Raw genomic sequence first — 22,713 nt, forward strand, 5'->3', positions numbered from 1 at the left:
TCACGCGGCAAACCGACTCCCCGATGAACCCGCCCGCGGCTCACCGCAGCATCTCCACGGTGTTGAGCCCTCCCACGCTGTGCGCCCACGGTCGAGGAGGTCCTCGGGTTGTACTCGACGGCCTCCTGGTCGAACGTCGTCTCCGGCGCCACCGGGTCCTGGGCGGTCTCCACCGGGGCTGCGGGAGAGGCACCGGCTCGACGGGAGCGACCTGTTCCACGGGAGCCTCGGCAAGCGGGGGACGACCGGCTTCGTCTCCGGCTCCACCGGTGCGGCGCCCGTGTCCGTGGCCGGAGGGGTCGCCTCCGACTCGCGCCCGTCGGTTTCCTCGACCTCGTCGGGCCGGTCGTCGGACGCATCCGCCCGATGCCGGGCCGGCCGCGTCCTCGGTCGCCTGTTCCCCGTCCTCGTCTGGCCTTGTGACGATGATGCCGTCCTCGGTCACGGTGGTGACCCAACCAGCCGACGCGTCGTCCGCCTTGTCCTTGTCCTTGTCCTTGTCCTTGTCCTTGTTCTTGTCACCGCCGTCTGCGGGCGAGGAGACGGCCCTGGGCCACTCGAAGCTCGTCGAGGTGGAGGAGAGGCCATCTGCGATCTGGGTGGCGGACGGGCTCCAGGTCCCCTCCCCGGAGAGCCACCTACCGAGCATCACCTCGACATTGCCCAGGAGCGTCAGCGCGGCGGCGGTCCTGCTGAAGAACGCCGCTGGCGCGGTCGACACGTGCCCGCGGAGCTGCTCCACCGCCTGGGTGAGGATCAGTCCGCAGGCATCGAAGATGTTGGCCTGGATGGCGCCGACCACGAGTACCGACTCAGAGGCCGTCTCGGCGAGGCTCCGGAGGTCGCGCATCGCCTCGATCTGCCGCGGCACGACGGCGAGGTGCGCCTCGGAGGCCCTCCCCTTCCAGTCCGGCTGATCGGCCAATCGCTCGGCCGTCAGGATCATCTCCTCGACCCTCGCCGACTGCTTGCGCCACGCCCGCCCGATGGTGGCCATCTTCTGCGGAGTGGTGGCGCACCGCTGAAGTGACGTCAGGTGGGCACGGATCGCGTCGAGGAGGCGGGCCACCTCCTTTGTGAGGGTGGTTCCCTGCTGCTCGATCGCCGCGAAGATGGCGCTCACCTGGAAGAACTGGGCCTGCGCGCCCTAGCGGTTGCCAGTTCCACGAGGTCGGCAGAGATCATGGAGGTGACGAGGTCGAGGAACTGCCCGGATCGACGTTGCAGCGCTGGGTAGAGGTCGAGCTCTGCCAACTCGGTCAGCTTGTCAAGCACCTCCTGCTTGCGCGCTGCTTCCTGGCTCACTGGGCGCTCCTGACGGTCTGGGCGGCGGCCGCCTCCTGGTCCCGGTAGGCCTGGGCGCCGTAGGTCAACCCGGCCGCAATCTCGTCGAACTCCTTCGAGGCCCCACCCGCCAACTGCCGGATCCCGTTGGTCATCTCACCGTACGGGCCGGCTGGCTGCTTCACGAGGCCGAAATCCTCCAACGACGCCTGTAGATCCGAGGCGGCGTTACCGACCTCAGCCATCCTGGCAGCGAGGTCCGACCACTCCCGCGCCACCTTCTCCACCTGCGCGGGATCGACCGAGATCACATCGGGGTTTCCGGGTGGGACGGCGACCACATCGGCCCTGGGAGCGGAGCCCTCAGTACCGATCCCGCCGACCACCTCATCGGCGGGGCATCCTCCGTAGACACGTCCGCACCGGGCGCCGGTTCGAAGGCGCCGGCTGCGGCCGGTCCCGACGATGCACCGATGCCCGCAGCTCCGAGCCCGGCGGCACCCATCCCGGCCGCGCCAGGCCCGTCGATGTCCCGATTCCTGCGGAGGCCACGGCCGGACCGGCGATGGGAGCGACCCCGGGGAGCCTGCACCCGCGGTGCGCATCGTGACGGCCGCAGCCGCTGCGCCACCGCCTGCCGCTGAGCCGAGCCCACCCTGGGCTGCGCCCGCCGCACCACCGCCAGCTCCACCCATGCCCATCATGGGCGGCATCATGCCGCCGCCGTTCTGGCCACCGGCGCGCTCAGACTCGCGCGGGTTGATCAGGGCCTCGTAGACCTCGAGATTGTCGATGACGTCGTCGGTATCGGCGCTGATCCCGACGAAGCCGGTGCTGTGCGCACGCTCTTCCCTCTGGCTGTACACATCCATGGCGGACCCCTCCCCATGCGTCCCGGGCTTTCGGCTCGGACACTACATGGGGCGTGGGTCACCTCGGGAGTTCGAGTGACGCCTGAAGCCTCAGTCCTCGGCGAGAGTGACCTCGAGGCCGCCCATCACGGTTGCAGCAAGGTTGTACAGGAAGGCGAACAGCGTGGCCACAGCTGTGATGATCACTGCATCGACGACGGCGAGCACGATAGCGAAGCCCATCACGCGGTTCACGGTGAGGAAGTCCTCGAGCTTGAACGACGCCTCGGAGTTCTCGGAGTCGCCGAGAACGGTGTTGATCAGGGTGTTGGCCGACTCGAGCGCACCGGAGCCGGCGAGCACCGACCACAGCACGAACGCGACCACCAGCATCATGATCCCGAACGCGATGGAGAACAGCAGAGTCGTCTTCATCACCGACCAGGGATCGATGCGGGAGAGCCGCAGGCGCGCCTTCCGGGTGCGACGCGACGCACGGGGTTTGGGAGGCGCAGTGACCTCAGGCTTCTCCTCGACCGCGGCGGTGGGGCCGGGCCGGGCCGGGGTACCGGAGTGCCGGGCATCTCCTCGGTCGGCTCGGGTTCCTGGGTGGGCAGGCCGGTCACGGGGACGGCAGCCCATTCCTTCGCGGTGTTCGCGGCCCGTTCCGACACCGTCGGGGTGATCCCCGTGCCTGCCGACTGCTTCGACTCACTCCTGGTGGAGGCCTCCGTCACCTGGGTGGCCTCACGGTCCTTTCCACCGGTGCGGTAAGGCGAGAAATCAAGGCCCGGCGAGCCGTTGCTGCCTGGCCAGCGCGGCGAGTTTTCACTCATCCGTGTCCTCCTCGTTCACCGTCTCGGCGTCCATTTCCTGCCCTACGGTACCCGCTTCGACCTCGGCGACCCATCAGCGGCCTCGGTGGCCGCATCCCCGATGGCCCCGTCGGCCGCCTCCAGGGTCTCCTCGGTGGCGTCGGGCTCCTCGGACTCGGGTACAGGGCGATGGCTCCGACGGCGTCCTCACCGCGGACACCGACGAACTTCACGCCCATGGTGTCGCGGCCCTTCACGGGCACATCCGAGACGGCGGAACGGGTCACCTGGCCGGAGATCTTGATGGCCATCACCTCGTCGGACTCGCCGACGATGAGTCCACCGACAAGCTGCCCACGGTCCTCGTTGAGTTTCATCGCCTTGATACCGAGGCCACCGCGGCCCTGCTGGCGGTACTCCCCGACGAGGGTGCGCTTCGCGAAGCCGCCGTCGGTCACGGTGAAGACGAACTGGTCGGCGTAGTCGACGTCCGCCCTGAGCACGGCCATGCTCAGAAGCTGGTCACCGGCGCGGAACTTCATGCCGGTGACGCCCGAGGTGGCACGGCCCATGGGTCGCAGCTGCGAGTCGTCGGCCCCGAACCGGATGGCCTGACCCTTGCGGGAGATCAGCAGCACGTCGTCATCCGAGCTCACCAGCGAGGCACCGATCAGCTCGTCGTCCTCCTCGCGGAAGTTGATGGCGATGACGCCGGCCTGACGCGGCGAATCGTAGGCCTTCAGCTCGGTCTTCTTGACGAGGCCGTTACGGGTGGCGAGCAGCAGATACTGCGCGTCCTCGTAGCTGTTGATGGTGAGCACCTGCGCGATCTTCTCGTCGGGCAGGAAGTTCATCAGCCCGGCGACGTGGCCACCCTTTGCGTCACGCCCCGCCTCGGGCAGCTGCCACGCCTTCGACCGGTATACGCGGCCGAAGTTGGTGAAGAACAGGATCCACTGGTGATTGGTCGTGGTGAAAAGGTGCTGCACCTCGTCGTCGGCCCGCAGCGTCGCTCCGCGCACACCCTTTCCGCCACGCTTCTGCAGGCGGTACTGGTCGGCGCGGGTGCGCTTGGCGTAGCCGCCGTGCGTGATGGTGACGACGACGTCCTCGTTGGGATGAAGTCCTCTTCCGAGAAGTCCCCGTCGGCCGCGACGATCCGGGTGCGACGCTCGTCGCCGTACTTGTCGACGATTTCCTGCAGCTCGCTGGAGATGATCCGGCGCTGGCGCGCCTCATCGGCGAGGATGTCCTTGAGATCGGCGATCCGCGCCTCACGCACGGCCAACCGCTCGACGATCTTCTGGATCTCCATGGAGGCGAGGCGGCGCAGCTGCTGGTCGAGAACGGCGCGAGCCTGGATCTCGTCGATGTCGAGCAGGTCCTGCAGCCCGCTGCTCGCCTCCTCGGGGTGCGGCTCGCGCGGATCAGCGCGATCACCTCATCGAGCATGTTGAGGGCCTTGACCAGGCCACGGTCGATGTGGGCGAGCTTTTCCTCCTCATCCAGCTGCCACTGGGTGCGGCGCCGGATGACCTCGAGCTGGTGCTTGATCCACAGCGAGATGAACTGGTCGAGACGCAGCGTGCGGGGCACCTCCTCGACGATGGCGAGCATGTTGCAGCCGAACGTGTCCTGCAGCTGGGTGTGCTTGTAGAGGTTGTTCATCACGACGCGCGGCTGCGCGTCACGCTTGAGCACGATGACCAGGCGCTGTCCGGTGCGGGCGGACGTGTCGTCACGGATGTCCGCGATGCCGGTGAGGCGGCCCGAGTTCACCAGATCGGCGATCTTCTGCGCGAGGGTGTCCGGGTTGCACATGTAGGGCAGCTCGGTGACCACCAGCAACTGGCGGCCCTTCGCGTCCTCCTCCATGTCGATCACAGCGCGCATGATCACCGAACCACGCCCGGTGCGGTACGCCTCCTCGATGCCGCCGCGGCCGACGATGAAGCCGCCGCCGGGGAAGTCGGGTCCCTGGATGCGCTGCATCGCGGCTTCGAGGAGCTCCTCGCGGCTTGCCTCGGGGTTCGCGAGCGCCCACTGGACGGCATCGTTGACCTCACGGAGGTTGTGCGTGGGGATGTTGGTGGCCATGCCGACGGCGATGCCGGTCGAGCCGTTCACCAGCAGGTTCGGGAAGCGGGCCGGGAGGACGACCGGCTCCTCTTCACGGTTGTCGTAGTTGGGCCGGAAATCGACGGTGCCCTGCTCGATCTCGCGGACCATCTCGACGGCGAGCGGCGCCATCTTGCACTCGGTGTACCGCATGGCTGCGGCCTTGTCGTTGCCCTGGCTTCCGAAGTTTCCCTGGCCGGTGACGAGCGGGTGACGCATCGCCCACGGCTGTGCGAGGCGCACGAGGGTGTCGTAGATCGCGGTGTCGCCGTGGGGTGGTAGAGGCCCATGACCTCGCCCACCACGCGGGAGCACTTGTTCCAGCCGCGGTCGGGACGGTAGCCGCCGTCCCACATCGCGTAGAGCACACGGCGGTGCACGGGCTTCAGCCCGTCGCGCACGTCGGGCAGGGCACGCCCGACGATGACGCTCATCGCATAGTCGAGGTACGAGTTCTGGATCTCGACCTGCAGATCGATGGGATCAATCCGGCCCAGTCCGGGCGTGGAGATCTCGTCGGTCGTGGTCTCGTCCTTGTCGTCAGCCATGGATGTTCATACCTTCTTTGATTCTTCAGCTCAGATGTCGAGGAAGCGGACGTCTTTGGCGTTGCGTTGGATGAACGTGCGCCGCTGCTCCACGTCTTCACCCATCAGGATCGAGAACATCTGGTCCGCCATCGCCGCGTCGTCCAGCGTCACCTGCAGCAGGATCCGGTTCTCAGGGTCCATTGTGGTGTCCCACAGGTCGTCGGCGTTCATCTCGCCGAGGCCCTTGTAGCGCTGGATGGGGTTGACCTGGGGCAGCTTCTTGCCCTCGGCGAGGCCCGCGTCCCGGAGCGCGTCACGTTCGTTGTCGTTGTAGGCCAACTCATGCGGCGCGTTGGACCAGCGGAGCCGGAACAGCGGCGGCTGGGCCAGGAACACGTGCCCGGCGTCGATCATGGGGCGCATGAACCGGAAGAGCAGCGTCAGCAGCAGGGTGCGGATGTGGGCGCCGTCGACGTCGGCGTCGGCCATCAGCACGAGCTTGTGGTAGCGCAGTTTGTCGACGTCGAAGTCCTCCTGCATGCCGGCGCCGAGCGCGTTGATGATCGCCTCGACCTCCTTGTTGGCGAGGATCTTGTCGATGCGTGCCTTCTCGACGTTCAGGATCTTGCCGCGGATCGGCAGGATGGCCTGCGTCCTCGGGTCGCGGCCACCGCGGGCGGAGCCGCCTGCGGAGTCGCCCTCGACGATGAACAGTTCGCACTCGGCCGGGTTGGTCGACTGGCAGTCGACAAGCTTGCCGGGCAGCCCGGATCCTCCGAGGAGGCCCTTGCGGGAGCGGGCCATGTCGCGCGCCTTGCGGGCGGCGATTCTGGCCTGCGCCGCCGACTGCGACTTGCGGACGATGTCCTTACCCTCGGCTGGGTTCCGCTCGAACCAGTCGCCCAGGCGGTCGTTCATGACGCGCTGCACGAAGCTCTTGGCCTCGGTGTTGCCCAGCTTGGTCTTGGTCTGGCCCTCGAACTGCGGCTCGGCGACCTTGATGGAGACGATGGCGGTGAGACCCTCACGGATGTCGTCACCGGAGACACGGTCCTCGCGCTTCTTCATCAGGCCCCACGACTCGCCCCACCGGTTGACGGTATTGGTCAGCGCGGCGCGGAAGCCCTCCTCGTGCGTGCCACCCTCGTGCGTGTTGATGGTGTTGGCGAAGGTGTACACCGAGCTGGAGTAGCTGGAGTTCCACTGCATGGCGATCTCGACGCCCATGCCGAGGTCGGGCGCGTGGGCCTCCACGTCGATCACGGACGGGTGGATGGCTTCCTTGCCGGCGGAGAGGTACTTGACGTAGTCCGTCAGGCCATCCTCGTAGAGGAACTCGTTGTAGGGGGTGTCGGTCTCGCCCTCGTCGCCCGTGGCGACCTGGTGCTTTGCGCGCAGGTCGATCAGGGAGAGCTTGAGGCCCTTGTTGAGGAACGCCATCTCACGGAACCGCGTGGCGAGCGTGTCATAGTTGAACTCGGTCGTCTCGAAGATGTCGGGCGACGGGTAGAACGTGATCGTGGTGCCGGTGGTATCGGTCGCCTCGAGCTGCTCGAGTTCGGTGATGGGCTCACCCAGATGGAACGTCTGCTCGTAGCGGTAGCCGTCGCGGCTGACCTCGACGATGAGCTTCTCCGACAGGGCGTTGACCACCGAGGAGCCGACGCCGTGCAGGCCGCCGGAGACCTTGTAGCCGCCGTCGCCGAACTTTCCACCGGCGTGCAGCACCGTGAGGACGAGCGTCACCGTGGGGATCTTCTCAACCGGGTGCTCCTTGACGGGGATGCCACGGCCGTTGTCGATGACCCGGACCCCGCCGTCGTCGAGCAGCTCGATCTCGATGGTGTCGCAGTACCCGGCCAGTGCCTCGTCGACGGAGTTGTCGACGATCTCCTGCACCAGGTGGTGGAGGCCACGCTCACCGGTCGACCCGATGTACATGCCTGGGCGCTTGCGCACCGCCTCGAGGCCTTCGAGAACGGAGATCTGGTCCGCGTCATAGCTGCCGGTCACGGTGTTGTCAGCCGCGTCGACGAGACCTTCCATCCGTTCCTCGGGGTCGTACCCGTCGATGTCCTGCATGTCTTCCGACACAATGCTCCTGACCACAGACATTGGCGCCGGCGGGAGACCGGCGCCTTTGAACGGGCCAATTCTACCGCCTCAGGCAAGCATTCGAGGCATCCGACCCGGTCGGATGCCGCTGTAACGCCGAATTTCGCCTCCTGAGCCGTTCAAGGGGCGGATCACGTGGACCCCCACATCGCCCCCGCCCGGGCTGTGGACACCATGCCGGTAGGGTGCTCGACGTGGACTGGGTCATGGTGGTTGCTGCGGCGCTTCTCGTCGGCATCGCCAAGACGAGTTTCGGCGGTCTTGCGTCCCTCTCCGTGGCGCTCCTCGCGATGGCCATGCCGACGAAGGAATCGACTGCCGCGGCGCTCCTGATGCTCATCACCGGAGACGTGATCGCCGTCCTCCGCTACCGGAAGGCGACCGACTGGAAACTCCTGCGGGGGCTCATCCCGGCAGTCATCCCGGGTCTGCTCCTGGGCGCCTGGTTCCTGAACGTGGTCGACGACACCCTGCTGAAGCGCTCGATCGGCTGGCTGCTGTTGTTCTTCGTCCTGCTGCAGTTGGGCAGCAAGGTGCGCCAGGCGCGCGCACCCCGGCAGGAGCCGACGACGGAGCGGCCGCATCCGGCGCTCAGCCTCGTCGCGGGTGTCTCCGCCGGGTTCACCACCATGGCAGCCAACGCCGCCGGCCCCGTGATGGCGATCTACCTCCAGTTGGCGAGGGTGGACAAGCTGCGCTTCCTGGGCACCGGGGCCTGGTACTTCTGCATCATCAACCTTGCGAAGACCCCGCTGACGGCATCGCTCGGCCTCTTCACGCCGCAGGTGCTGACTACCGGGCTCTACATGGTCCCTGTTGTCGTCCTCGGAGCTGTGATCGGGATCGCAATCATCGGGAAGGTGCCCCAGCGCACGTTCGACATCGTGACGCTCCTGACCTCGGTGATCGCCGCGGGCGCCCTCATCATCCTGTAGCGGGCGCCGTTCTCAACAGCGGCTCGTTGTCCTGTTCGGGGTGCCAGAGGTTGTCCTGTTCGGGGTGCCAGGGGTTCGGTTCGCGTTACGGCTCGGTGTCCGGCGGCATTCCTGGCCCTGCTCAACCGTCAGCACGAGTCGGTCCTGCAGGGTGGGTATTCGATCATGGTTTGGGTGGTGGGGTCGGGTTGCTCGGAAAAGTCGGACTCCTTGAACCTGTTTCAGGGCATGCGAACTGGGCGCAGAATTGCGTCGTGAATCCTGCGCTTTGTATTGAGGCCGAAAAACAATTCACAGCCTCATCCACAGATGTGGATTTCCGGGGCAGGAGGCCTGCCCCGGAAATGTCATCGGGGCGGTAACCAACTCAGTGAGGCCAGCTCCCTGCGCTGCACCTGCTCAGCCGCGTGGCGCTCGAGTCGATGCTCGAGGTGGTCCTGGGCGGGCCGGGTGGCACGCTCCAGAAGCCAGAGGCTCGCCCGCAGGGCGATCCGGTCCCGCCACGGGAGGTGGGAGGGTTCAGGCAGCACGATGGTGGTATCAGAGCTGGTCAGATGGACGTGGGACGGGTGCGTGATGTTCACGGGGTTCCTTCGACAGGTGCGTTCACGGTGCGCTACGGCGCGCGGAGCAGGGCACACGGGTGCCCATGGATTGCATGCGGAGAGTTCGGCCGGTTGTGCCCGGAGGGTCAGTCGGCCTGAACGGCGGAGGCCGCGGTCATGCCGGGAGTAGTGAACTCGCTGGTCCTGAAATCAAGGATCTGAATCATGTCGGGCCTCCTTCCTGTCGTAAAGGCAGGGTCAACACTAATGGGTGATCCCACGGGGCGTCAAGCAGATCCGGGCATTGATTTCCGACCGATTCACGTCCTCTCCCAGATAGGGGAGAATCCCATTCCCGGAGGGTTATTCCTCCGTCGACGCAGTGGCCGAGGCGGACGTCGACGTGGAGGGCGAGGCCACCGGCGATGCCGGCTCTGACGCCGACGCCCGGGGTGAGGCCGGCGCGGTGGGAGACGCCTCGGGTGACGCCGGCGCGAAAGCCGATGCCTCAGGCGAAGCCGGCTCAGAGGGCGACGGCTCCGGGCCGGTGAGTCTTCCTGGGTCGGGTCGGGCTCGGCGTGGGCGTTGGAGTCGGGCTCGGCGTGGGCGAGGGAGTCGACGTGGGGTGGGGCTCGGCGTCGACGTGGGGTGGGGCTCGGCGTCGGAGTGGGCGTCACACACGGTGGGGCCGACGGCGCGGGCGAGGCCGACGGCGTGGCCGACGGACACGGGGTCGGGGTCGGGGTCACCGAGGGACTGGCCGACGGCGACGGCGTCAGCGACGGCGGGGTGTGGGTGTGGGGGACGTGGGCACCGTAGGAGTCGGGGTGGGCGAGGGCGGACGCACGGTCGGAGGCGCCGACGTCGGTGTGGGCACCGTCGAGTAATCCATGGACCCGAGGTCCACCACGACGGGATTGCCGTTCAGCCACGGCTCCGGGTTGGTGAACTGCCCGTCCGCGATGACCTCGAAATGCATGTGGCATCCGGTCGAGTAACCGGTGCTGCCGACCCGCCCCACTCCGTCGAGGGCCTGAACCTTCTGGCCCACCCGCACGCCGATCGACGACAGGTGGTTGTAGGTGGTGACGACGCGGTGGCCGCGCAGCATGCCGTGGTCGATCTTGACCTGGATGCCGTTGCCTCCGGCCCAGCCGGCCTTGACCACGGTTCCTGGGGCGGCCGCCCCCACCGGGGTTCCGCACGGCACCGCCCAGTCAAGCCCCGTGTGCAGCTTCCAGACCTTCAGGATCGGATGGAAGCGCATGCCGAACTTCGATGTGGTGCGCCCGCTGACAGGCCTCGTGAGGAGCGCCCCTGCGGTGGCCTTTCCCAGCGAGGTGACCAACTCCTGCTTGATCGACTCGGGCGCGACAGGCAGGGGAATCGGAACCCCGGAAGGCCCCACGGCCTCCGGCGTCACGGCGTTGAACGGGTCGATGAGTCCGGGGCGTCCCTTGTCAGGCCAGGGCCTCGATCGCCTGGCGGACCCCGAGAGGTTGCGCGCGGCGAACGCGGAGGCGATGGCGGTGGGTGCGGGTGGCGGCACCGGGACGGCCTCGACGGCGGTCATCGGGTCGGCCGCGAAGTAGGCGACGGTGGCACACACAAGGCCGGCCGACAGCACGGCCGCTAGCCCCGAAGTTTCACGTGTCCCCTCCCCCAGAATCGGACCTCACCTATGCAAGCACGACGGCGGGTTCCCGGGAAGGGCCTGGGTCACAATGTGACCGAAAGTTCGGCGTGTCCGGGGATCAGGATCCCGCGCGGAAGGTCACGCTGAGGTTCGCGGCCACCTCCACGTCCTGCGGATCCAGGTCGAAGCTGGGTGCCGAATCCTTCGCCAGCATCATCTGCCCGGACTGCCCGAACCCGAAGTGGGGTGCGCCACCGTCGTCGATCCGCACCACGCTCAGCTCCGTCTGGTCGGCCGCCTCCGCAATCCACTGCGCCCGCTGACGGGCGTCTTCGAACGCCCCCGCAGCACCTCCGGCTGGATCCGGCGGAGCGTCTCCTCGGAAAGACGCCATTGGAGGTCGCCGATCTCGACGCCGTCCATCGAGGCGAGGTCCCCGAGAAGACCGGCCACCCGGGACAGGTCCTTGACGGTGACCGAGCCGCGCACCTGCGCGACATGCTGCGGCTCCCCGGCTGCCTGTGCTGGTCGTAGGGGATGTTCGTCCACGTACGCAGGCTGGTGAGCCTTGCGTCGCTGCCCCCGTCGTCAGCGACGACGGAGTCCAACTTCGCGCGAACCTGCTCGGAGGCCTCTGCGGTGTCGCGGAGCACGGCGTCGCGTGAGACACCGGTGAATCCGACGGTGAGGCTCACGACCGCGCACTCGGCGGGGAGGGTCACCGAACTGCTTCCGACAACAGACACGTCCATGGGCGTCAGCCTATGGCCCCGGGCGGCCACCGACCCGGAAACCGGATGGATCGGGCTCCGGGTGGGGCACTCCATGGGTCCTCCTCGGCCGCGACAATCCGCAGCAGTCGGTTGAGCCTGGCCGGCAGCGAGGAACGAGACGCCGCCCGAGTCGAAACCACTCCAGCCGATAGGCAGATACTCAGACACGGCCCCTGCCCCAAACTGTGGCTGGGATCCTGCACCGAGCCGGGAGTGGTTGGTTTCATGACGCTAGGCGGTCTACTCCGTCGACGCCGGTCGGCTCAACCAGCGGGCCGGCCGCACCCCACTATCACAGGGGTGCCGGGGCGAAGAGAGGCACCCTCCCCCATCGGCCGGGACCCGACTCCTACTCTGGAATTACTAGCCGGGTGGCTAGTAACTGGGCCGGGAGCGGCCCCTGGCGAAAGGTCAAACAGTGACAAGCACCCTGGTACTCGGCGGCACCGGCCTCCTCGGATCGCATACCGTCGGCGAACTGCTCCGACGCGGCTACGAGGTCACCGCCGTCTCGCTGCCCGGGTCGGACAACGGCACGCTTCCCGCGGAGGTCGACGCCGTCTGGGCCAACATCTGCACGCTGCCTGACGATGAGGTGCGTGACCTGTTCCGCGGCAGGCACGCCGTCTTCTACGCCATCGGCGCCGACGAGCGCACCATTCCCGCCATCCCCGCGGCACGCTTCTTCTACGAGGCCAACGTGGTCGGCACGCAGCGCATCGCCCGGCTCGCCCGCGAGGCCGGCGTCGCGAAGTTCGTCCTCTACGGCTCCTACACCGCCGAGATGGGCGAGCGCTGGACCGACTTCGGCTACGGCCGCGACCCGTACCCGCGCACCCGTCTGCTGCAGGAGGAGGTCGCATGCCTCGAGGGCGAAGGATCCATGGACGTCATGACGCTGCGCCTGCCCTACATCTTCGGGCTGGTCACCGGTCAGCGCCCGCTGTGGCAGTTCGTCATCGACACCGCCCGTTTCCAGCAGCCGAAGGTCGCGGTTCTCCCCGGCACCACATCTGCGGTCACCGCACGTCAGGTCGCGCAGGCGGCGGTCGGGGCCATGGAGCATGGTAGCCACGGCGCGAAGTACCCGATCAACGCCTACGACCTCAGCTACCTTGAGCTCAACCGGCTCGCCTGCCGTGCCATCGGGCGCGACGAGGCAGACGTCGTCGAGGTGCCACTGGAGGCCGTCCTCCCCGCCTACCGGGCGCGCGACGAGGAGGCAAGGGCCAGGGGCGTCGAGCACGGCGTCCCGGTCGAGCACACCGCCGTCTTCCAGAGCCGCGCCGCCGTCAACGACCCGGCCGACTGCGCGGTGCTGGGGATCGAGGACGACGACGTGGTCGCGGCCATCGTCGAGTCGTTCCAGTGGTGCGTGGACAACCCACAGCAGGCCTGAGCGGCCCACGGACGGGTACGCCCGCGGTGGGATGAACCACCGCGGGCGTACTCCGCTCAGCCGGCCGTTTCAGGCCCGGTTCACCCGTGGATGGATCAGGCGACGTCCTCCCACAGGGACAGCGTCAGCAGCGAGGAGTAGTCGCCGGGCGCCTGGTAGACCGGGGCCCATCTTCGTGGGCACCGATCCGGTGGCCCGCCTAGCGCACCGCCACGCTCACCCGTAGGTGTCCCGGGGCCCCTCCCCTGCACCGAACGCGGTCCCTTCTTCCAGCTCGGGGCGGCCGGTCCACGGAAGTCCACCCGCAGCACGGTCCGGTCGCCCAGCTCACGGTTCAGCCGGGCGACGAGCTTCGAGGCGGTGTAACGCATCGCCTGCGCCCACGCGGTCGAGTCGCACTCGACGACGAGGACGCCATCCTGGTAGTCGACCGGTCGCGAGTGTTCCGCATTGGACTCACCTACCAGGTCGCTCCAGCGACGCAACACGGTGGAGAGCCCGATCCGACGCTTCCAACCCCGCTCGGAGACCACCTGGTCGAGCACCGCCGCGACCAGTTGCGGGTCGCGCTGGTCGGGGTGGGCGCCGGAGCGCTGCTGCTCGACGACCCGGACGCGACGCTTCGGTTTCCTGGGCTGCGCCGGCTCGGGCAGTGCGTAGCCGTGCTCGGATGCCTCGACGGCTGCCCGCGCGATCTCCGACGCGAGCTCGAGCCCGGTCGGATCGTGCGGGGTCTCGCTCATGCAGACGAGGGTACCCCGCGCCGCCGGAGACGACGACCGACCGGCTACCCGACGACCGTCGCGTACAGCGACAGCTGTGACTGCGAGCTCTTCTTGTGCGAGTAGAGGCTCGTCTCGAGGCCCACGATCGCCGCCAACCGGTTGTTGTCGTCGACCGCCTGCAGCCCCGGATTGACGTGCCCACCGGCCCGGGCGGGATGGTGTACGAGGTGGTGCGGGGGATGGCGGCCACGCAACCCGAGGTGTCGCCGAGCGTGCACAGCCCGTTGCCCTCGGCTACCAGTTGGCCGACCATGTGGTGCCAGACCATCCTGCCGTCGCTGCCGACGGGGCACATGTAGGAGTGCCAACCGGTTCCCGGTCGAGCCCGGGTCCCGGCGGGCGTCACGATGCAACCGGCGCCCGTCTTCTCGTACTGCCAGAAGCGGAAGGTCTGCTTCGAAGCCACGAGCTGAGAGCTTCCGAGGCCCTGCACCCACTGCATCGACGTCGCGGAGGTTGGCGCCCTACCCTCGGCCTTGGCGTCCACCAACGTGCCGAGGGAGCGACCTGCACCCGGGGCCCGCAACGAGCCGAACATGAACCCGACGGCGTTGACCGCGCCCGGATGCGATGCCGCCGTCAGGGTCAGCTCGCTGAACGTGCGCCCCGCCGGGGTGACGTTGCGGTAGGTCTCGGTGATCGGGCTGTTGTTCCAGTAGAGGCGGATGCTGTTGCCCTGGAGCGCCTCGTAGGTGCCGTAGCGCACGGTCGGTGCCTGGAGGAAGGAGCGGGCGGTGCGCACGTCACAGGTACCGCCCGGCAGGGCCTCAACCTTGATGAGCCGACGGTCGGCCGCCTCCTTCGAGCCGGCGACACAGCCGGTAGGCCGGTTCGGGATCGGGGCGCGGAAGCGTCCGTAGTCACTTTCCACCGCGTCGTCGAAGCTCCATGACCAGTAGCTCTCGCGGAAGGTGCCGAGTTTGCCGCCCGGGTCGAGCTCGATGTTGGAGATCCGGCCGGTCCCCTTCGTCTTTGTGCCAGCCATGTTCTGCGTGACGACGTTGCCGAGGGTGAGGTGGCGGCGACCCTTCAGGAAGGACGGCGCCGTCGACATGGGCGGGGCAGTCGGGTAGTCGATGGGCGCGGTGGTGAACCGGACCATGTTGTTGAAGATCCACCTGGTCACCCAGCGGTAGCCGGAGCCGGCAGACTCGATGACGCGCGCCTCGATGTACGAGCGGCAGCCGTTCCGGCCGGTGGTGGCCGTGTCGCACTCGGTGCGCCACCTGCGCCCGTCTGCGGTCCAGGCCGCGGTGCCGCCGACGACCGCGTGGCCACCGAGCGGGTTGCCCGCCCAGAGACCCCGGTTGGATGCCACGTAGGTGAGGTTGTTGAAGGTCCATCCCGTCGTCTTGACGAACCTGCCGCCCTTCTGGGTGATGACGGTCGCCTTAATCTCCGTGCGGCACCGTTGGGTCTGGGAGTACGGCTCGCAGGTCGTGCTCCACTCCCGTCCGTTGACGGTGTGGGTTCCGGGCGTCGTGTAGACGTCGACGTCGGCCTTCGCCTCCGGCATTGCCGTCGGTGACAGGGTCACCAGAAGGGTCGCCGTGAGCAGCGCCCCAATCAGTCCAAGTTTGCGCATGCTTCAGATATCCCGAGATCGGTCGAGTTCCCCGAGGCACCATAACAGCCGGCCAACGGCATCCCGGCATCGGGCGTGTCGTCCCGGCCGCGGGCCGCCTCAGGCGGGAGCGACCGTCCCCGCCTCGACGCGGAACCGGCGTTCCGCCGGAAAGTCGGGGACGTCGGCGCCGACCGCGGCGGTGATCAGCACCTGCTCGGCGTCGACGATGGCGGTGGCGAGTCTCTCCCGTCGGGAGGCGTCCAGCTCGGCGAAGACGTCGTCCAGGACAAGCACCGGTTCGGTGCCGTCGTCACGCACCAGCGTGAAGCCTCCGAGGCGCAGCGCGAGTGCGAGGGACCAGCTCTCCCCGTGGGAGGCGTAACCCTTCGCGGGCAGTTCGCCGATGCTGAGCTCGATGTCGTCTCGCTGCGGACCCACCAGGGTGAGGCCGCGCTGCAGCTCGTCGCGGCGCAGCCGCTCCATCGCCCCGAGCAGCCGGTTGGCCAGCTCCGCGCGGACGTCGGGGCCGAGGCGACGTCGTCGAGGTCGAGGATCGTCTTGTACGACGCCGACACCTGGTTGTTGACGGGCGCGATCGTCTCGTACGCCTCCTGCGCGTGCGGCATCACGTCGGCGAGTGTGTCGAGCCGGGCGTGCAGCAACTCGGCGCCGATGGCGGCCAGCTGCTCGTTCCAGACGGCGAGCGTGATGTCCTCATCGCCGCCCGAGGGGGTGCGGGAGCGACCCGACATCGACTTGAGCAGGGCGTTGCGCTGCTTCAGCACCCGGTCGAAGTCCTGCCGCACGCCCGCCATCCGTGGCCAGCGGGTGACCACGAGCGAGTCGAGCCAGCCGCGCCGGTCGGACGGATCCCCCGCACGATCGCGAGGTCGACGGGTGAGAAGACGACGGTGCGCAGCGCGCCGATCAGGTCACGCGGGCGGCTGAGCGGCGCCCGGTTGAGTCGTGCCACGTTCGAGCGGCCGTTTGCGATCTCCAACTCGAGTGAGATCACCCGCGGGTCATCGGCTGCCGCCCGCACCTTGGCCCGCACGATCGCGGAATCGGCACCGGCCCGGATCAGCGGCGCGGTTGCCGAGACCCGGTGTGAGCTCATCGTCGACAGGTATTCGACCGCCTCGACGAGATTGGTCTTGCCCTGGCCGTTGGATCCGACGAACACCGTCACGCCGGACGTGAGTTCGAGCGTCGCGGCGTGGTAGTTGCGGAAGTCGGTCAGGGAGAGCTCGGTGACGAACACGTCGGGACGGTCAGTCCTTCGAGGGAGCGACGGCGTGGCCGCCGAACTGGTTGCGCATGGCCGCGACCATCTTCATGGCGGGCGAGTCGTCCTGCCGCGACACGAAGCGGGCGAACAGGCTCGCCGCGATGGTGGGCACCGGCACTGCGAGGTCGACGGCCGCGTTGACGGTCCACCGACCCTCGCCCGAGTCCTCGGCGTAACCCTCGATGGCATCGAGGTGCGGGTCGTCATCCAGGGCACGGACCATCAGATCGAGCAGCCAGGAGCGGATCACGGTGCCCTCGCGCCACGAGTCGAACACCTCGGGCACGTTGGTCACGACATCGGAGGCCTCGAGGAGTTCCCACCCCTCGGCGTAGGCCTGCATCAGGCCGTACTCGATGCCGTTGTGGACCATCTTCGCGAAGTGCCCCGCGCCGTGGTCTCCCGCGTGGACGAAGCCGGACCCGCCCTCAGGCTTCAGGGCGTCGAACACCGGCATGGCGACCTTGACGGCCTCCTCCGGGCCACCGCACATGAGGGCGTAACCGTTCTCGAGGCCCACACGCCGCCGGAGGTTCCGACGTCGAGGAAATGGATGCCTGCCTCACCCAGGTACGACGCGTGGCGGGCGTCATGGGTCCACTTCGAGTTGCCGCCGTCGATGACGATGTCGCCGGCGCCGAGCAGCGGACGCAGGGTCTCGACGAGCGGCGTGACGGCCTGGATCGGCACCATCAGCCACACGACGCGAGGGCCGTCACCGAGCTTGGCGACCAGATCGGCCTCGTCGGTCGCGTCGGAGATCGCCTGATTGTGGTCGAGCCCGACCACCTCGACGCCGCGGCGACGCAGCCGCTCGCGCATGTTCGCGCCCATCTTCCCGAGCCCGATGAGTCCGATCCGCATGATCTCTCCTAGTCGACGATGTCCGGAATAGTCATACCAATGGTAACCCGGGGTCGGGAGGCATGGGCCTCCGCCCACGGATCAGCCGGGCAGGCGCATCAGCATGATGACGTGACGGTAATCCGTGAGCGGATCGGCGTCGATGCTGGCCAGCCCCATGATGAGGCAGGGCTTGCCCGGAAGGGTGAACGAGAAGTGCGCGTACGGAGCGTCGAGCGCGGTGAGCGCATCGAGCAGGTAGTGCGGGTTGAAGCCGGCGTCGGTGATCGACTGCTCGTCGCCCACGACCTCGACCTGCGCCTCGATCGCCTCGGACGCCTGCGCCTGGTCACCCGTGGCGGCCTCGAGCGCGATGTGGTCGTCGTTGATGCGCATCCGCAGGGGGGTGTTGCGCTCGGCCACGAGCGACACGCGCTTGACGGCTGCGAGCAGGTCGGCGGTGTTGACGCGCACCGAGACACTCGCGGCGACATCCATGAGGTGACGCACCTTCGGGAACGCCTGGCTCAGGAGCCGGGTGGTGGCCTCGCGGCTGCCCTTGGCACCCTCGCCCACGAAGCCGGCGAGGCCTTCGCCCTCAGCCTCGGTGGTGGAGAGCGCGACGGTGACATGCTCGCCGGAGGTCATCGACTTCGCGGTGTCGGCCAGCACCTTGCCGGGGATCAGCACGTTGGCCTCGACGCCGGGGTTGCCCGGGTTCCAGGTGATCTCCTTGAGCGCCATCCGGTAGCGGTCGGTGGCCAGCAGCGACAACTGGTCGCCGTTGATCTCGAGCTTGATACCGGTGAAGACGTTCAGCAGCTCGTCGCGACCGGCTGCGACGAACACCTGGCCGACGGCCTTCTCGAAGGCCGCAGCCTCGACCTGACCGGTCTCGGTGGGCATGTCGGGCAGCGTCGGATACTCGTCAACCGGGAGGGTCTGCAGTGTGAAGCGGGCCTGGCCGCAGGTCAGCTCGACCTTGGAGTGGTCGGCCACCATCTCGACCGGCTTGCTCGGCAGGGAGCGGGCGATCTCCGAGAGGAGGCGGCCCGAGACGAGGACGGTTCCCTCGTCGCTGACGACCGCAGGCAGCGTGACCTTCGCCGACGTCGTCGAGTCGAAGCTGGAGAGCGTCAGACCGTCTGCGTCGGCCTCGAGGAGCATTCCGGCGAGGATGGGAGCCGTCGGGCGGTTGGGGAGGCTGCGGGCCACCCATGCCACGGCGTCAGCCAGCGCGTCGCGCTCAACTCGAATCTTCACGGGTATCCCTTTGAAATCTGGGTTGGATAAAGCTCGTCGCCTGCATCATAGCCGTGCCCCGACGCCGCCCGTCGACTACTCGGAGGCGATCGCCGCGAGGGTGTTCTGGAGGGCGGCCCTCCTGGCGGGCAGGACGGCCGCCAGGACGCCCATCAGGGCGGCCACCACGACGAACAGGGCGAGCTGCCAGCCCGGCACCACGAGGGTGTCGATGCCCTGGTCCCGCAGCAGGATCACAAGCGCGCTGCCGGTCACGATGCCGAGCACCACCCGAGGAGGGCGCCCAGCGTCGCCACGATCACCGACTCGAGCGTCACCATGGTGCGCAGTTGGCGCCTCGTCATCCCGACGGCGCGCAGCAGACCGACCTCCCGGGTGCGCTCCAGCACCGACAACCCGAGCGTGTTGACGATGCCGAGCAGGGAGATCACGATCGCGAGCGCGAGCAGCGCGTAGATCGCGGCGAAGATCTGGTCGAAGCGCGCCACGCTCGCCTCGACGTACTCCGCGGTGTCGGAGACCGCGGCAGTGGGGACGTCGCGGGCAAGGTCCCGCAGATCCCCGAGGACCGCGGCCCTGTCCGCGCCGTCACCGGCGAAGACCACGAGGCTCGACACCATCGACGTGTCGACGATCTGTGTCATGGCCTCGGGGGTGATGACGATGTCGGCCGCTGCGACCGCACCCCGCCGTCATGGACGCCGGTGACGAGAACCTGGACCGTTCCCTTCGGCCCCGTCAGGTCGATCAACCGTCCGATCCCGATACCGAGCGCGGTGGCCCGGTCGGTCGCCACGACCGCCGGGAGCGCGTCGCCGTCGGCCCGGAACGATCCCGCCACGATCCGCAGAGCGGAGCCTTCGGCGACCGCCTCGGGCTGGCCCGAGCAGGCTGACGCGCTCGTCGCCGAGCTGCGCCTCGCCTCGGTGGAACGCGTGCACCGCGCTCACCCCTGCCACGGCCCGGGCCCGGTCGGCGAGGTCGGCGTCGAAGGGCTGGTAGCCGACCGGGGCGATCACGAAGTCGCCGCGCTGGTCGGCCGAGAGCCGATCGCCGATCGAGGTGGTGGTGCTGGATGCCAGGACGGCGACCGTCGTGATCAGCGCGACGCCGATCATCAGCGTGGCCGCCGTGGCCGCCGTCCGACGCGGCTGGCGGACGGCGTTGAGCTGCGCGAGCCTCCCCACCTCTCCGAAGAGGGCCCGGAAGACCCGGCCCGCGAGCCACACCAGGGGCGCGCCGATCAGGGCGGCGGCGAGCACCATCCCGATCAGCAGCAGCGCGGCGCCGATCCCGAGCCACACCAGCGGGAGGGGCACCGGCAGCCAGACTGCGCACACGACCGCCGCGACCCCGAGTTCGACCATCGCGACCCCCACCATCGCGGTGCCACCCGGCTTCTCCGGGCCCGACTGCGCCGCCTCCGACAGGGCCTCGACGGGGCGGGTCCGTGAGGCGCGGCGGGCGGGAACGGAGGCGGCCAGGAGCGTGACCAGGATGCCGATCGCGTAGGACGCGGTGACGGCCTGCCAGGTCAGCGTCGGCGCAACGGGTCCGAGATCGACGCCGAGGGCACGGACCGCGGCGAGGATCGCCCACGTCAACCCGTACCCGACGACGAGCCCGAGGGTCGCTCCGATCAGCCCGACGATGAGGGCCTCGAACAGGACCGAGGTGCGCACCTGTGCCCTTGTCGCTCCACTGCGCGCAGCAGTGCGAGCTCGCGGGAACGTTGGGCCACCAGGATCGAGAACGTGTTGACGATCAGCAGAGTGGCCACGAGCAGCGCGATGGCCGCGAAGACCAGCAGGAGGGTGTCGACGAAGCCGAGGCCGACGTCGAGCTGGTCCTGGACCGCCTCGGCCAACTTCTCCCCCGTCTCGGCCACGAAGCCGTCCGGGAGCACCTCCTGGATTGCGGTCGCCACGGTGCCGGCATCGCTGCCCTGCGTGGTCTGCACCCAGACGGCGTAGTAGCCGTCGGTGCCGCCCTGCGCGATCGTCCTCGCCTCGTCGAGCGTGAAGAACAGGTAGCTGGCCCTCCGGTCGCTCCCGCCCGAAGGTGCCGGTGCCGACCAGGCGGTAGGTACGCACGCCGTCGAGCGGGGTCGAGACGCTGATGTCGCCGCCGATCGAGTAGCCGGCCCGCTGTGCGGTCGCCGGGTCGGTCACCACCTCGTCGTCGGTGGCAGGGGCCCTGCCCTCGACGATCCGCGCGCCCTGCTGGCCACCCGCGGCGGGGGTGTCGTGCCAGTTCATCCCGATGCCGGGGGCGCCCGGGAATGCGAGCAGGCCGCCGTCCCGGTCGAGCGGGAACACCTGCGTGCTGGAGACGATACCGACGGCCCGCACGACGCCGTCGACCCTTCCGATGGCGTCCACCTGCCCGGGGTCAGGCGCGGCTGCTCAGCCGGGTTCACGTTCTCGAAGCCGGCCACACCTCCCGACCCGGCGCTGACGTTCACGTCACCCAGGGCACCCGAGACGATCTGGTCGAAGCTCGCCCGCAGCAGGTTGGTGAACATCAACGACCCTGCCACGAAGGCGACGCCCAGCACGATCGACAGGGCACTGAGGATGAGCCGGACCTTGCGGGCCCACAACGATTTCAGGGTCGCGTGCAGCATGCTCAGTCCAGGGCCGCGCGCCGTGCGATCGAGCGTTCGACGGTCGGTTCCACCGTGTCGTCGACGATGCCCGGGTGCGCAGGCGCCGCTCCGCCGTCGCGGTAGACGCCCCGCGCCGTCGGCTGGTCGTGGCGGGGGTAGATGCGGGCCATGGCGAGCAGCAGGTCGTTCTGGGTGGCCCCGTACACCTCGTCGACGATCCGTCCGTCGGAGAGGAAGACGGCCCGGTCGGCGTAGCTCGCCGCGTGCGCGTCGTGGGTCACCATGACGACGGTCTGTCCGAACTCGTCGACGCTGCGACGCAGGAAGCTGAGCACCTCGGCGGCCGAGGCCGAGTCGAGGTTGCCGGTGGGTTCGTCCCCGAACACGATGTCGGGCCGGTTCATCAGCGCCCGGGCGCAGGCCACCCGCTGCTGCTGGCCGCCGGAGAGTTCGGAGGGCTTGTGCGTGAGGCGGTCGCCCAGCGCGAGAACGTCGACGATGCGCCCGAACCACTCCTCGTCGATGCCCGGCCTGCGATGGCCAGCGGCAGGACGATGTTCTCGCGTGCCGTGAGTGTCGGGACGAGGTTGAACGCCTGGAAGACGAAACCGACGCGGTCGCGCCGCAGGAGGGTGAGCGGGGTGTCGGCGAGCTCCCCACAGCCGTGTCTCCGATCCACACCTCGCCGGAGGTGGGGTGTCGAGGGCCGCGAGCAGGTGCATCAGCGTCGACTTGCCCGATCCCGACGGGCCCATGATGGCGGTGAACTCGCCCGCGGTCACGTCGAAGTCGACACCGTCGAGGGCCGTCACGACGGCATCGCCCGACCCGTAGATCTTCGTAAGGCCCCTGGCCCTGGCTGCGATGCTCACGGGCCCAACGCTAGCCGCTCGCGTTCCGGCGGGAGCCACCACCGGGTCAGGAGGCGGTCTCGTCCGGTTGGTGGATGCCGAAGATGTTTCCCTCGGTGTCGGTGAAGTATCCCTGCCAGGCCATCCCCGGCAGCGCGTACTTCGGCAGGGCGACGCTTCCCCGTTCCTGAGAACCGCCTCCGCGGTCTCGTCGAAGCTCTCGACGCCCATGGTCAGGACGGCCGAGCCCACGGGGTTGTCCGCGATGAGCGGTGCGCGGCGCATCATCATGCCGCCGTTGATCCCGGGGCCTCGTCGGAACCGGTCACCACACCGAAGTACGGCTGGCCGGTGTACTCGCTGTAGTCCTCGAAGCCCCACCCGAACACCTCGGCGTAGAACGCCTGGGCCCGGGACATGTCGTCGACGTGGATCTCGAAGTGGATGGGTCGTGCGGTCATGACCGGTCCTCCTGTTCTGAGGGGACCATCGTCGCAGTCGGCGACG

The 22,713-nt window shown here is 68.5% G+C and carries 25 protein-coding genes and 3 pseudogenes; 3 read left to right on the top strand and 25 right to left on the bottom strand.

Going from position 1 to position 22,713, the window contains the following annotated elements:
- Nucleotides 1–40 precede the first annotated feature (40 nt).
- From G7085_RS11630 to gyrB, 7 genes and pseudogenes are all read right to left on the bottom strand, one after another.
- A complete protein-coding gene (locus G7085_RS11630; RefSeq protein ID WP_197511081.1) occupies nucleotides 41–1,123 on the bottom strand; it encodes a hypothetical protein in 1,083 nt (360 codons plus the stop codon).
- Nucleotides 1,120–1,305 carry a hypothetical protein gene (locus tag G7085_RS11635; protein ID WP_197511082.1) on the bottom strand — a complete coding sequence of 62 codons (186 nt, stop codon included), beginning with the start codon at nucleotides 1,303–1,305 and terminating at the stop codon, nucleotides 1,120–1,122. The genes G7085_RS11630 and G7085_RS11635 overlap by 4 nt, the downstream gene beginning before the upstream one ends.
- On the bottom strand, nucleotides 1,302–2,156 hold the full coding sequence (locus G7085_RS11640) for a hypothetical protein (protein WP_197511083.1): 855 nt from the start codon (nucleotides 2,154–2,156) through the stop codon (nucleotides 1,302–1,304). Before G7085_RS11640 ends, G7085_RS11635 begins: the two co-directional genes overlap by 4 nt.
- A 90-nt stretch (nucleotides 2,157–2,246) precedes the next feature.
- Complete coding sequence (locus G7085_RS25715; RefSeq protein ID WP_231979441.1) at nucleotides 2,247–2,570, bottom strand: DUF3566 domain-containing protein; 324 nt, start codon at nucleotides 2,568–2,570, stop codon at nucleotides 2,247–2,249.
- Nucleotides 2,570–2,971 (bottom strand): hypothetical protein, encoded by a 402-nt coding sequence (locus tag G7085_RS25720; RefSeq protein WP_231979442.1) that lies wholly within the window; start codon nucleotides 2,969–2,971, stop codon nucleotides 2,570–2,572. Before G7085_RS25720 ends, G7085_RS25715 begins: the two co-directional genes overlap by 1 nt.
- Before the next feature lie 155 nt (nucleotides 2,972–3,126).
- Nucleotides 3,127–5,616 (bottom strand): annotated as a pseudogene (gyrA, locus tag G7085_RS11650) (DNA gyrase subunit A); the annotation flags it as partial.
- Nucleotides 5,617–5,646: 30 nt separating this feature from the next.
- On the bottom strand, nucleotides 5,647–7,713 hold the full coding sequence (gyrB, locus tag G7085_RS11655; RefSeq protein ID WP_408647097.1) for a DNA topoisomerase (ATP-hydrolyzing) subunit B: 2,067 nt from the start codon (nucleotides 7,711–7,713) through the stop codon (nucleotides 5,647–5,649).
- A gap of 185 nt (nucleotides 7,714–7,898) precedes the next feature.
- Here gyrB and G7085_RS11660 point away from each other — a divergent pair, with 185 nt between their 5' ends.
- Nucleotides 7,899–8,648: a sulfite exporter TauE/SafE family protein gene (locus tag G7085_RS11660; protein WP_197511085.1), complete on the top strand. Its 750-nt coding sequence runs from the start codon at nucleotides 7,899–7,901 to the stop codon at nucleotides 8,646–8,648.
- Nucleotides 8,649–8,995: 347 nt separating this feature from the next.
- On the opposite strand, the gene G7085_RS11665 is transcribed toward G7085_RS11660, so the two are convergent.
- Entirely contained in the window at nucleotides 8,996–9,232 is a 237-nt protein-coding gene (locus G7085_RS11665; RefSeq protein ID WP_197511086.1) for a hypothetical protein, read from the bottom strand.
- Nucleotides 9,233–9,841: 609 nt separating this feature from the next.
- Between G7085_RS11665 and G7085_RS11670 the strand changes: the two genes are divergently transcribed.
- Nucleotides 9,842–10,012, top strand: coding sequence for a hypothetical protein (locus G7085_RS11670; RefSeq protein ID WP_197511087.1), 171 nt, complete (start codon nucleotides 9,842–9,844; stop codon nucleotides 10,010–10,012).
- Here G7085_RS11670 and G7085_RS11675 read toward each other — a convergent pair.
- From G7085_RS11675 to G7085_RS34865, 4 genes and pseudogenes are all read right to left on the bottom strand, one after another.
- Complete coding sequence (locus G7085_RS11675) at nucleotides 9,969–10,820, bottom strand: M23 family metallopeptidase (RefSeq protein ID WP_197511088.1); 852 nt, start codon at nucleotides 10,818–10,820, stop codon at nucleotides 9,969–9,971. The two genes, G7085_RS11670 and G7085_RS11675, sit on opposite strands and share 44 nt — an antisense overlap.
- Before the next feature lie 127 nt (nucleotides 10,821–10,947).
- Nucleotides 10,948–11,223, bottom strand: coding sequence for an SIMPL domain-containing protein (locus tag G7085_RS11680; protein ID WP_197511089.1), 276 nt, complete (start codon nucleotides 11,221–11,223; stop codon nucleotides 10,948–10,950).
- Entirely contained in the window at nucleotides 11,106–11,378 is a 273-nt protein-coding gene (locus G7085_RS11685; protein ID WP_197513069.1) for a hypothetical protein, read from the bottom strand. The genes G7085_RS11680 and G7085_RS11685 overlap by 118 nt, the downstream gene beginning before the upstream one ends.
- A 26-nt stretch (nucleotides 11,379–11,404) precedes the next feature.
- Nucleotides 11,405–11,656: pseudogene (locus G7085_RS34865) on the bottom strand (hypothetical protein); the annotation flags it as partial.
- 364 nt (nucleotides 11,657–12,020) lie between these two features.
- On the opposite strand from G7085_RS34865, the gene G7085_RS11695 reads away from it, so the two are divergent.
- A complete protein-coding gene (locus G7085_RS11695) occupies nucleotides 12,021–13,001 on the top strand; it encodes an NAD-dependent epimerase/dehydratase family protein (protein WP_197511090.1) in 981 nt (326 codons plus the stop codon).
- A gap of 95 nt (nucleotides 13,002–13,096) precedes the next feature.
- On the opposite strand, the gene G7085_RS11700 is transcribed toward G7085_RS11695, so the two are convergent.
- The 13 genes and pseudogenes from G7085_RS11700 to G7085_RS11755 form a co-directional block, all read right to left on the bottom strand.
- Nucleotides 13,097–13,546 (bottom strand): DUF721 domain-containing protein, encoded by a 450-nt coding sequence (locus G7085_RS11700; protein WP_197511091.1) that lies wholly within the window; start codon nucleotides 13,544–13,546, stop codon nucleotides 13,097–13,099.
- Entirely contained in the window at nucleotides 13,458–15,371 is a 1,914-nt protein-coding gene (locus G7085_RS11705; RefSeq protein ID WP_197511092.1) for a hypothetical protein, read from the bottom strand. Before G7085_RS11705 ends, G7085_RS11700 begins: the two co-directional genes overlap by 89 nt.
- A 99-nt stretch (nucleotides 15,372–15,470) precedes the next feature.
- Nucleotides 15,471–16,614, bottom strand: a pseudogene (gene recF, locus G7085_RS11710) (DNA replication/repair protein RecF).
- Between the two features lie 10 nt (nucleotides 16,615–16,624).
- On the bottom strand, nucleotides 16,625–17,134 hold the full coding sequence (locus G7085_RS32575) for a hypothetical protein (protein ID WP_331715625.1): 510 nt from the start codon (nucleotides 17,132–17,134) through the stop codon (nucleotides 16,625–16,627).
- Nucleotides 17,077–17,505 carry an NAD(P)-binding domain-containing protein gene (locus G7085_RS32580; protein ID WP_331715626.1) on the bottom strand — a complete coding sequence of 143 codons (429 nt, stop codon included), beginning with the start codon at nucleotides 17,503–17,505 and terminating at the stop codon, nucleotides 17,077–17,079. Before G7085_RS32580 ends, G7085_RS32575 begins: the two co-directional genes overlap by 58 nt.
- An 81-nt stretch (nucleotides 17,506–17,586) precedes the next feature.
- On the bottom strand, nucleotides 17,587–18,747 hold the full coding sequence (gene dnaN, locus G7085_RS11720; RefSeq protein ID WP_197511093.1) for a DNA polymerase III subunit beta: 1,161 nt from the start codon (nucleotides 18,745–18,747) through the stop codon (nucleotides 17,587–17,589).
- Between the two features lie 75 nt (nucleotides 18,748–18,822).
- Nucleotides 18,823–19,014 (bottom strand): hypothetical protein, encoded by a 192-nt coding sequence (locus G7085_RS11725; protein WP_197511094.1) that lies wholly within the window; start codon nucleotides 19,012–19,014, stop codon nucleotides 18,823–18,825.
- Nucleotides 18,999–19,391, bottom strand: coding sequence for an ABC transporter permease (locus G7085_RS11730; protein WP_197511095.1), 393 nt, complete (start codon nucleotides 19,389–19,391; stop codon nucleotides 18,999–19,001). Before G7085_RS11730 ends, G7085_RS11725 begins: the two co-directional genes overlap by 16 nt.
- 48 nt (nucleotides 19,392–19,439) lie before the next feature.
- Nucleotides 19,440–20,429: an FtsX-like permease family protein gene (locus G7085_RS32585; RefSeq protein WP_197511096.1), complete on the bottom strand. Its 990-nt coding sequence runs from the start codon at nucleotides 20,427–20,429 to the stop codon at nucleotides 19,440–19,442.
- The gene (locus tag G7085_RS32590; RefSeq protein WP_197511097.1) at nucleotides 20,387–20,707 is read right to left on the bottom strand and encodes an ABC transporter permease family protein; all 321 of its coding nucleotides are present in this window, start codon (nucleotides 20,705–20,707) and stop codon (nucleotides 20,387–20,389) included. The genes G7085_RS32585 and G7085_RS32590 overlap by 43 nt, the downstream gene beginning before the upstream one ends.
- Nucleotides 20,708–21,001: 294 nt before the next feature.
- Nucleotides 21,002–21,373 carry an ABC transporter permease gene (locus G7085_RS11745; protein WP_197511098.1) on the bottom strand — a complete coding sequence of 124 codons (372 nt, stop codon included), beginning with the start codon at nucleotides 21,371–21,373 and terminating at the stop codon, nucleotides 21,002–21,004.
- Between the two features lie 2 nt (nucleotides 21,374–21,375).
- Nucleotides 21,376–22,497 (bottom strand): ABC transporter ATP-binding protein, encoded by a 1,122-nt coding sequence (locus G7085_RS11750; protein WP_197511099.1) that lies wholly within the window; start codon nucleotides 22,495–22,497, stop codon nucleotides 21,376–21,378.
- Nucleotides 22,494–22,667, bottom strand: coding sequence for a VOC family protein (locus G7085_RS11755; RefSeq protein WP_197511100.1), 174 nt, complete (start codon nucleotides 22,665–22,667; stop codon nucleotides 22,494–22,496). Before G7085_RS11755 ends, G7085_RS11750 begins: the two co-directional genes overlap by 4 nt.
- Between the last annotated feature and the right edge of the window lie 46 nt (nucleotides 22,668–22,713).

The organism is Tessaracoccus coleopterorum (genome assembly GCF_011174705.1).
Taxonomy (GTDB): domain Bacteria; phylum Actinomycetota; class Actinomycetes; order Propionibacteriales; family Propionibacteriaceae; genus Arachnia; species Arachnia coleopterorum.

Bases quoted from the DNA above. Each gene is read 5' to 3' on its own strand.
- G7085_RS11640 (WP_197511083.1), bottom strand. From the start codon at position 2,156: ATGGATGTGTACAGCCAGAGGGAAGAGCGTGCGCACAGCACCGGCTTC.
- G7085_RS25715 (WP_231979441.1), bottom strand. From the start codon at position 2,570: ATGAAGACGACTCTGCTGTTCTCCATCGCGTTCGGGATCATGATGCTG.
- G7085_RS25720 (WP_231979442.1), bottom strand. From the start codon at position 2,971: ATGAGTGAAAACTCGCCGCGCTGGCCAGGCAGCAACGGCTCGCCGGGC.
- gyrB (WP_408647097.1), bottom strand. From the start codon at position 7,713: ATGTCTGTGGTCAGGAGCATTGTGTCGGAAGACATGCAGGACATCGAC.
- G7085_RS11680 (WP_197511089.1), bottom strand. From the start codon at position 11,223: ATGGCGTCTTTCCGAGGAGACGCTCCGCCGGATCCAGCCGGAGGTGCT.
- G7085_RS11705 (WP_197511092.1), bottom strand. From the start codon at position 15,371: ATGCGCAAACTTGGACTGATTGGGGCGCTGCTCACGGCGACCCTTCTG.
- G7085_RS32575 (WP_331715625.1), bottom strand. From the start codon at position 17,134: ATGTGCGGTGGCCCGGAGGAGGCCGTCAAGGTCGCCATGCCGGTGTTC.
- G7085_RS32580 (WP_331715626.1), bottom strand. From the start codon at position 17,505: ATGCGGATCGGACTCATCGGGCTCGGGAAGATGGGCGCGAACATGCGC.
- G7085_RS11730 (WP_197511095.1), bottom strand. From the start codon at position 19,391: ATGACACAGATCGTCGACACGTCGATGGTGTCGAGCCTCGTGGTCTTC.
- G7085_RS11745 (WP_197511098.1), bottom strand. From the start codon at position 21,373: ATGCTGCACGCGACCCTGAAATCGTTGTGGGCCCGCAAGGTCCGGCTC.
- G7085_RS11750 (WP_197511099.1), bottom strand. From the start codon at position 22,497: ATGATGATGCGCCGCGCACCGCTCATCGCGGACAACCCCGTGGGCTCG.
- G7085_RS11755 (WP_197511100.1), bottom strand. From the start codon at position 22,667: ATGACCGCACGACCCATCCACTTCGAGATCCACGTCGACGACATGTCC.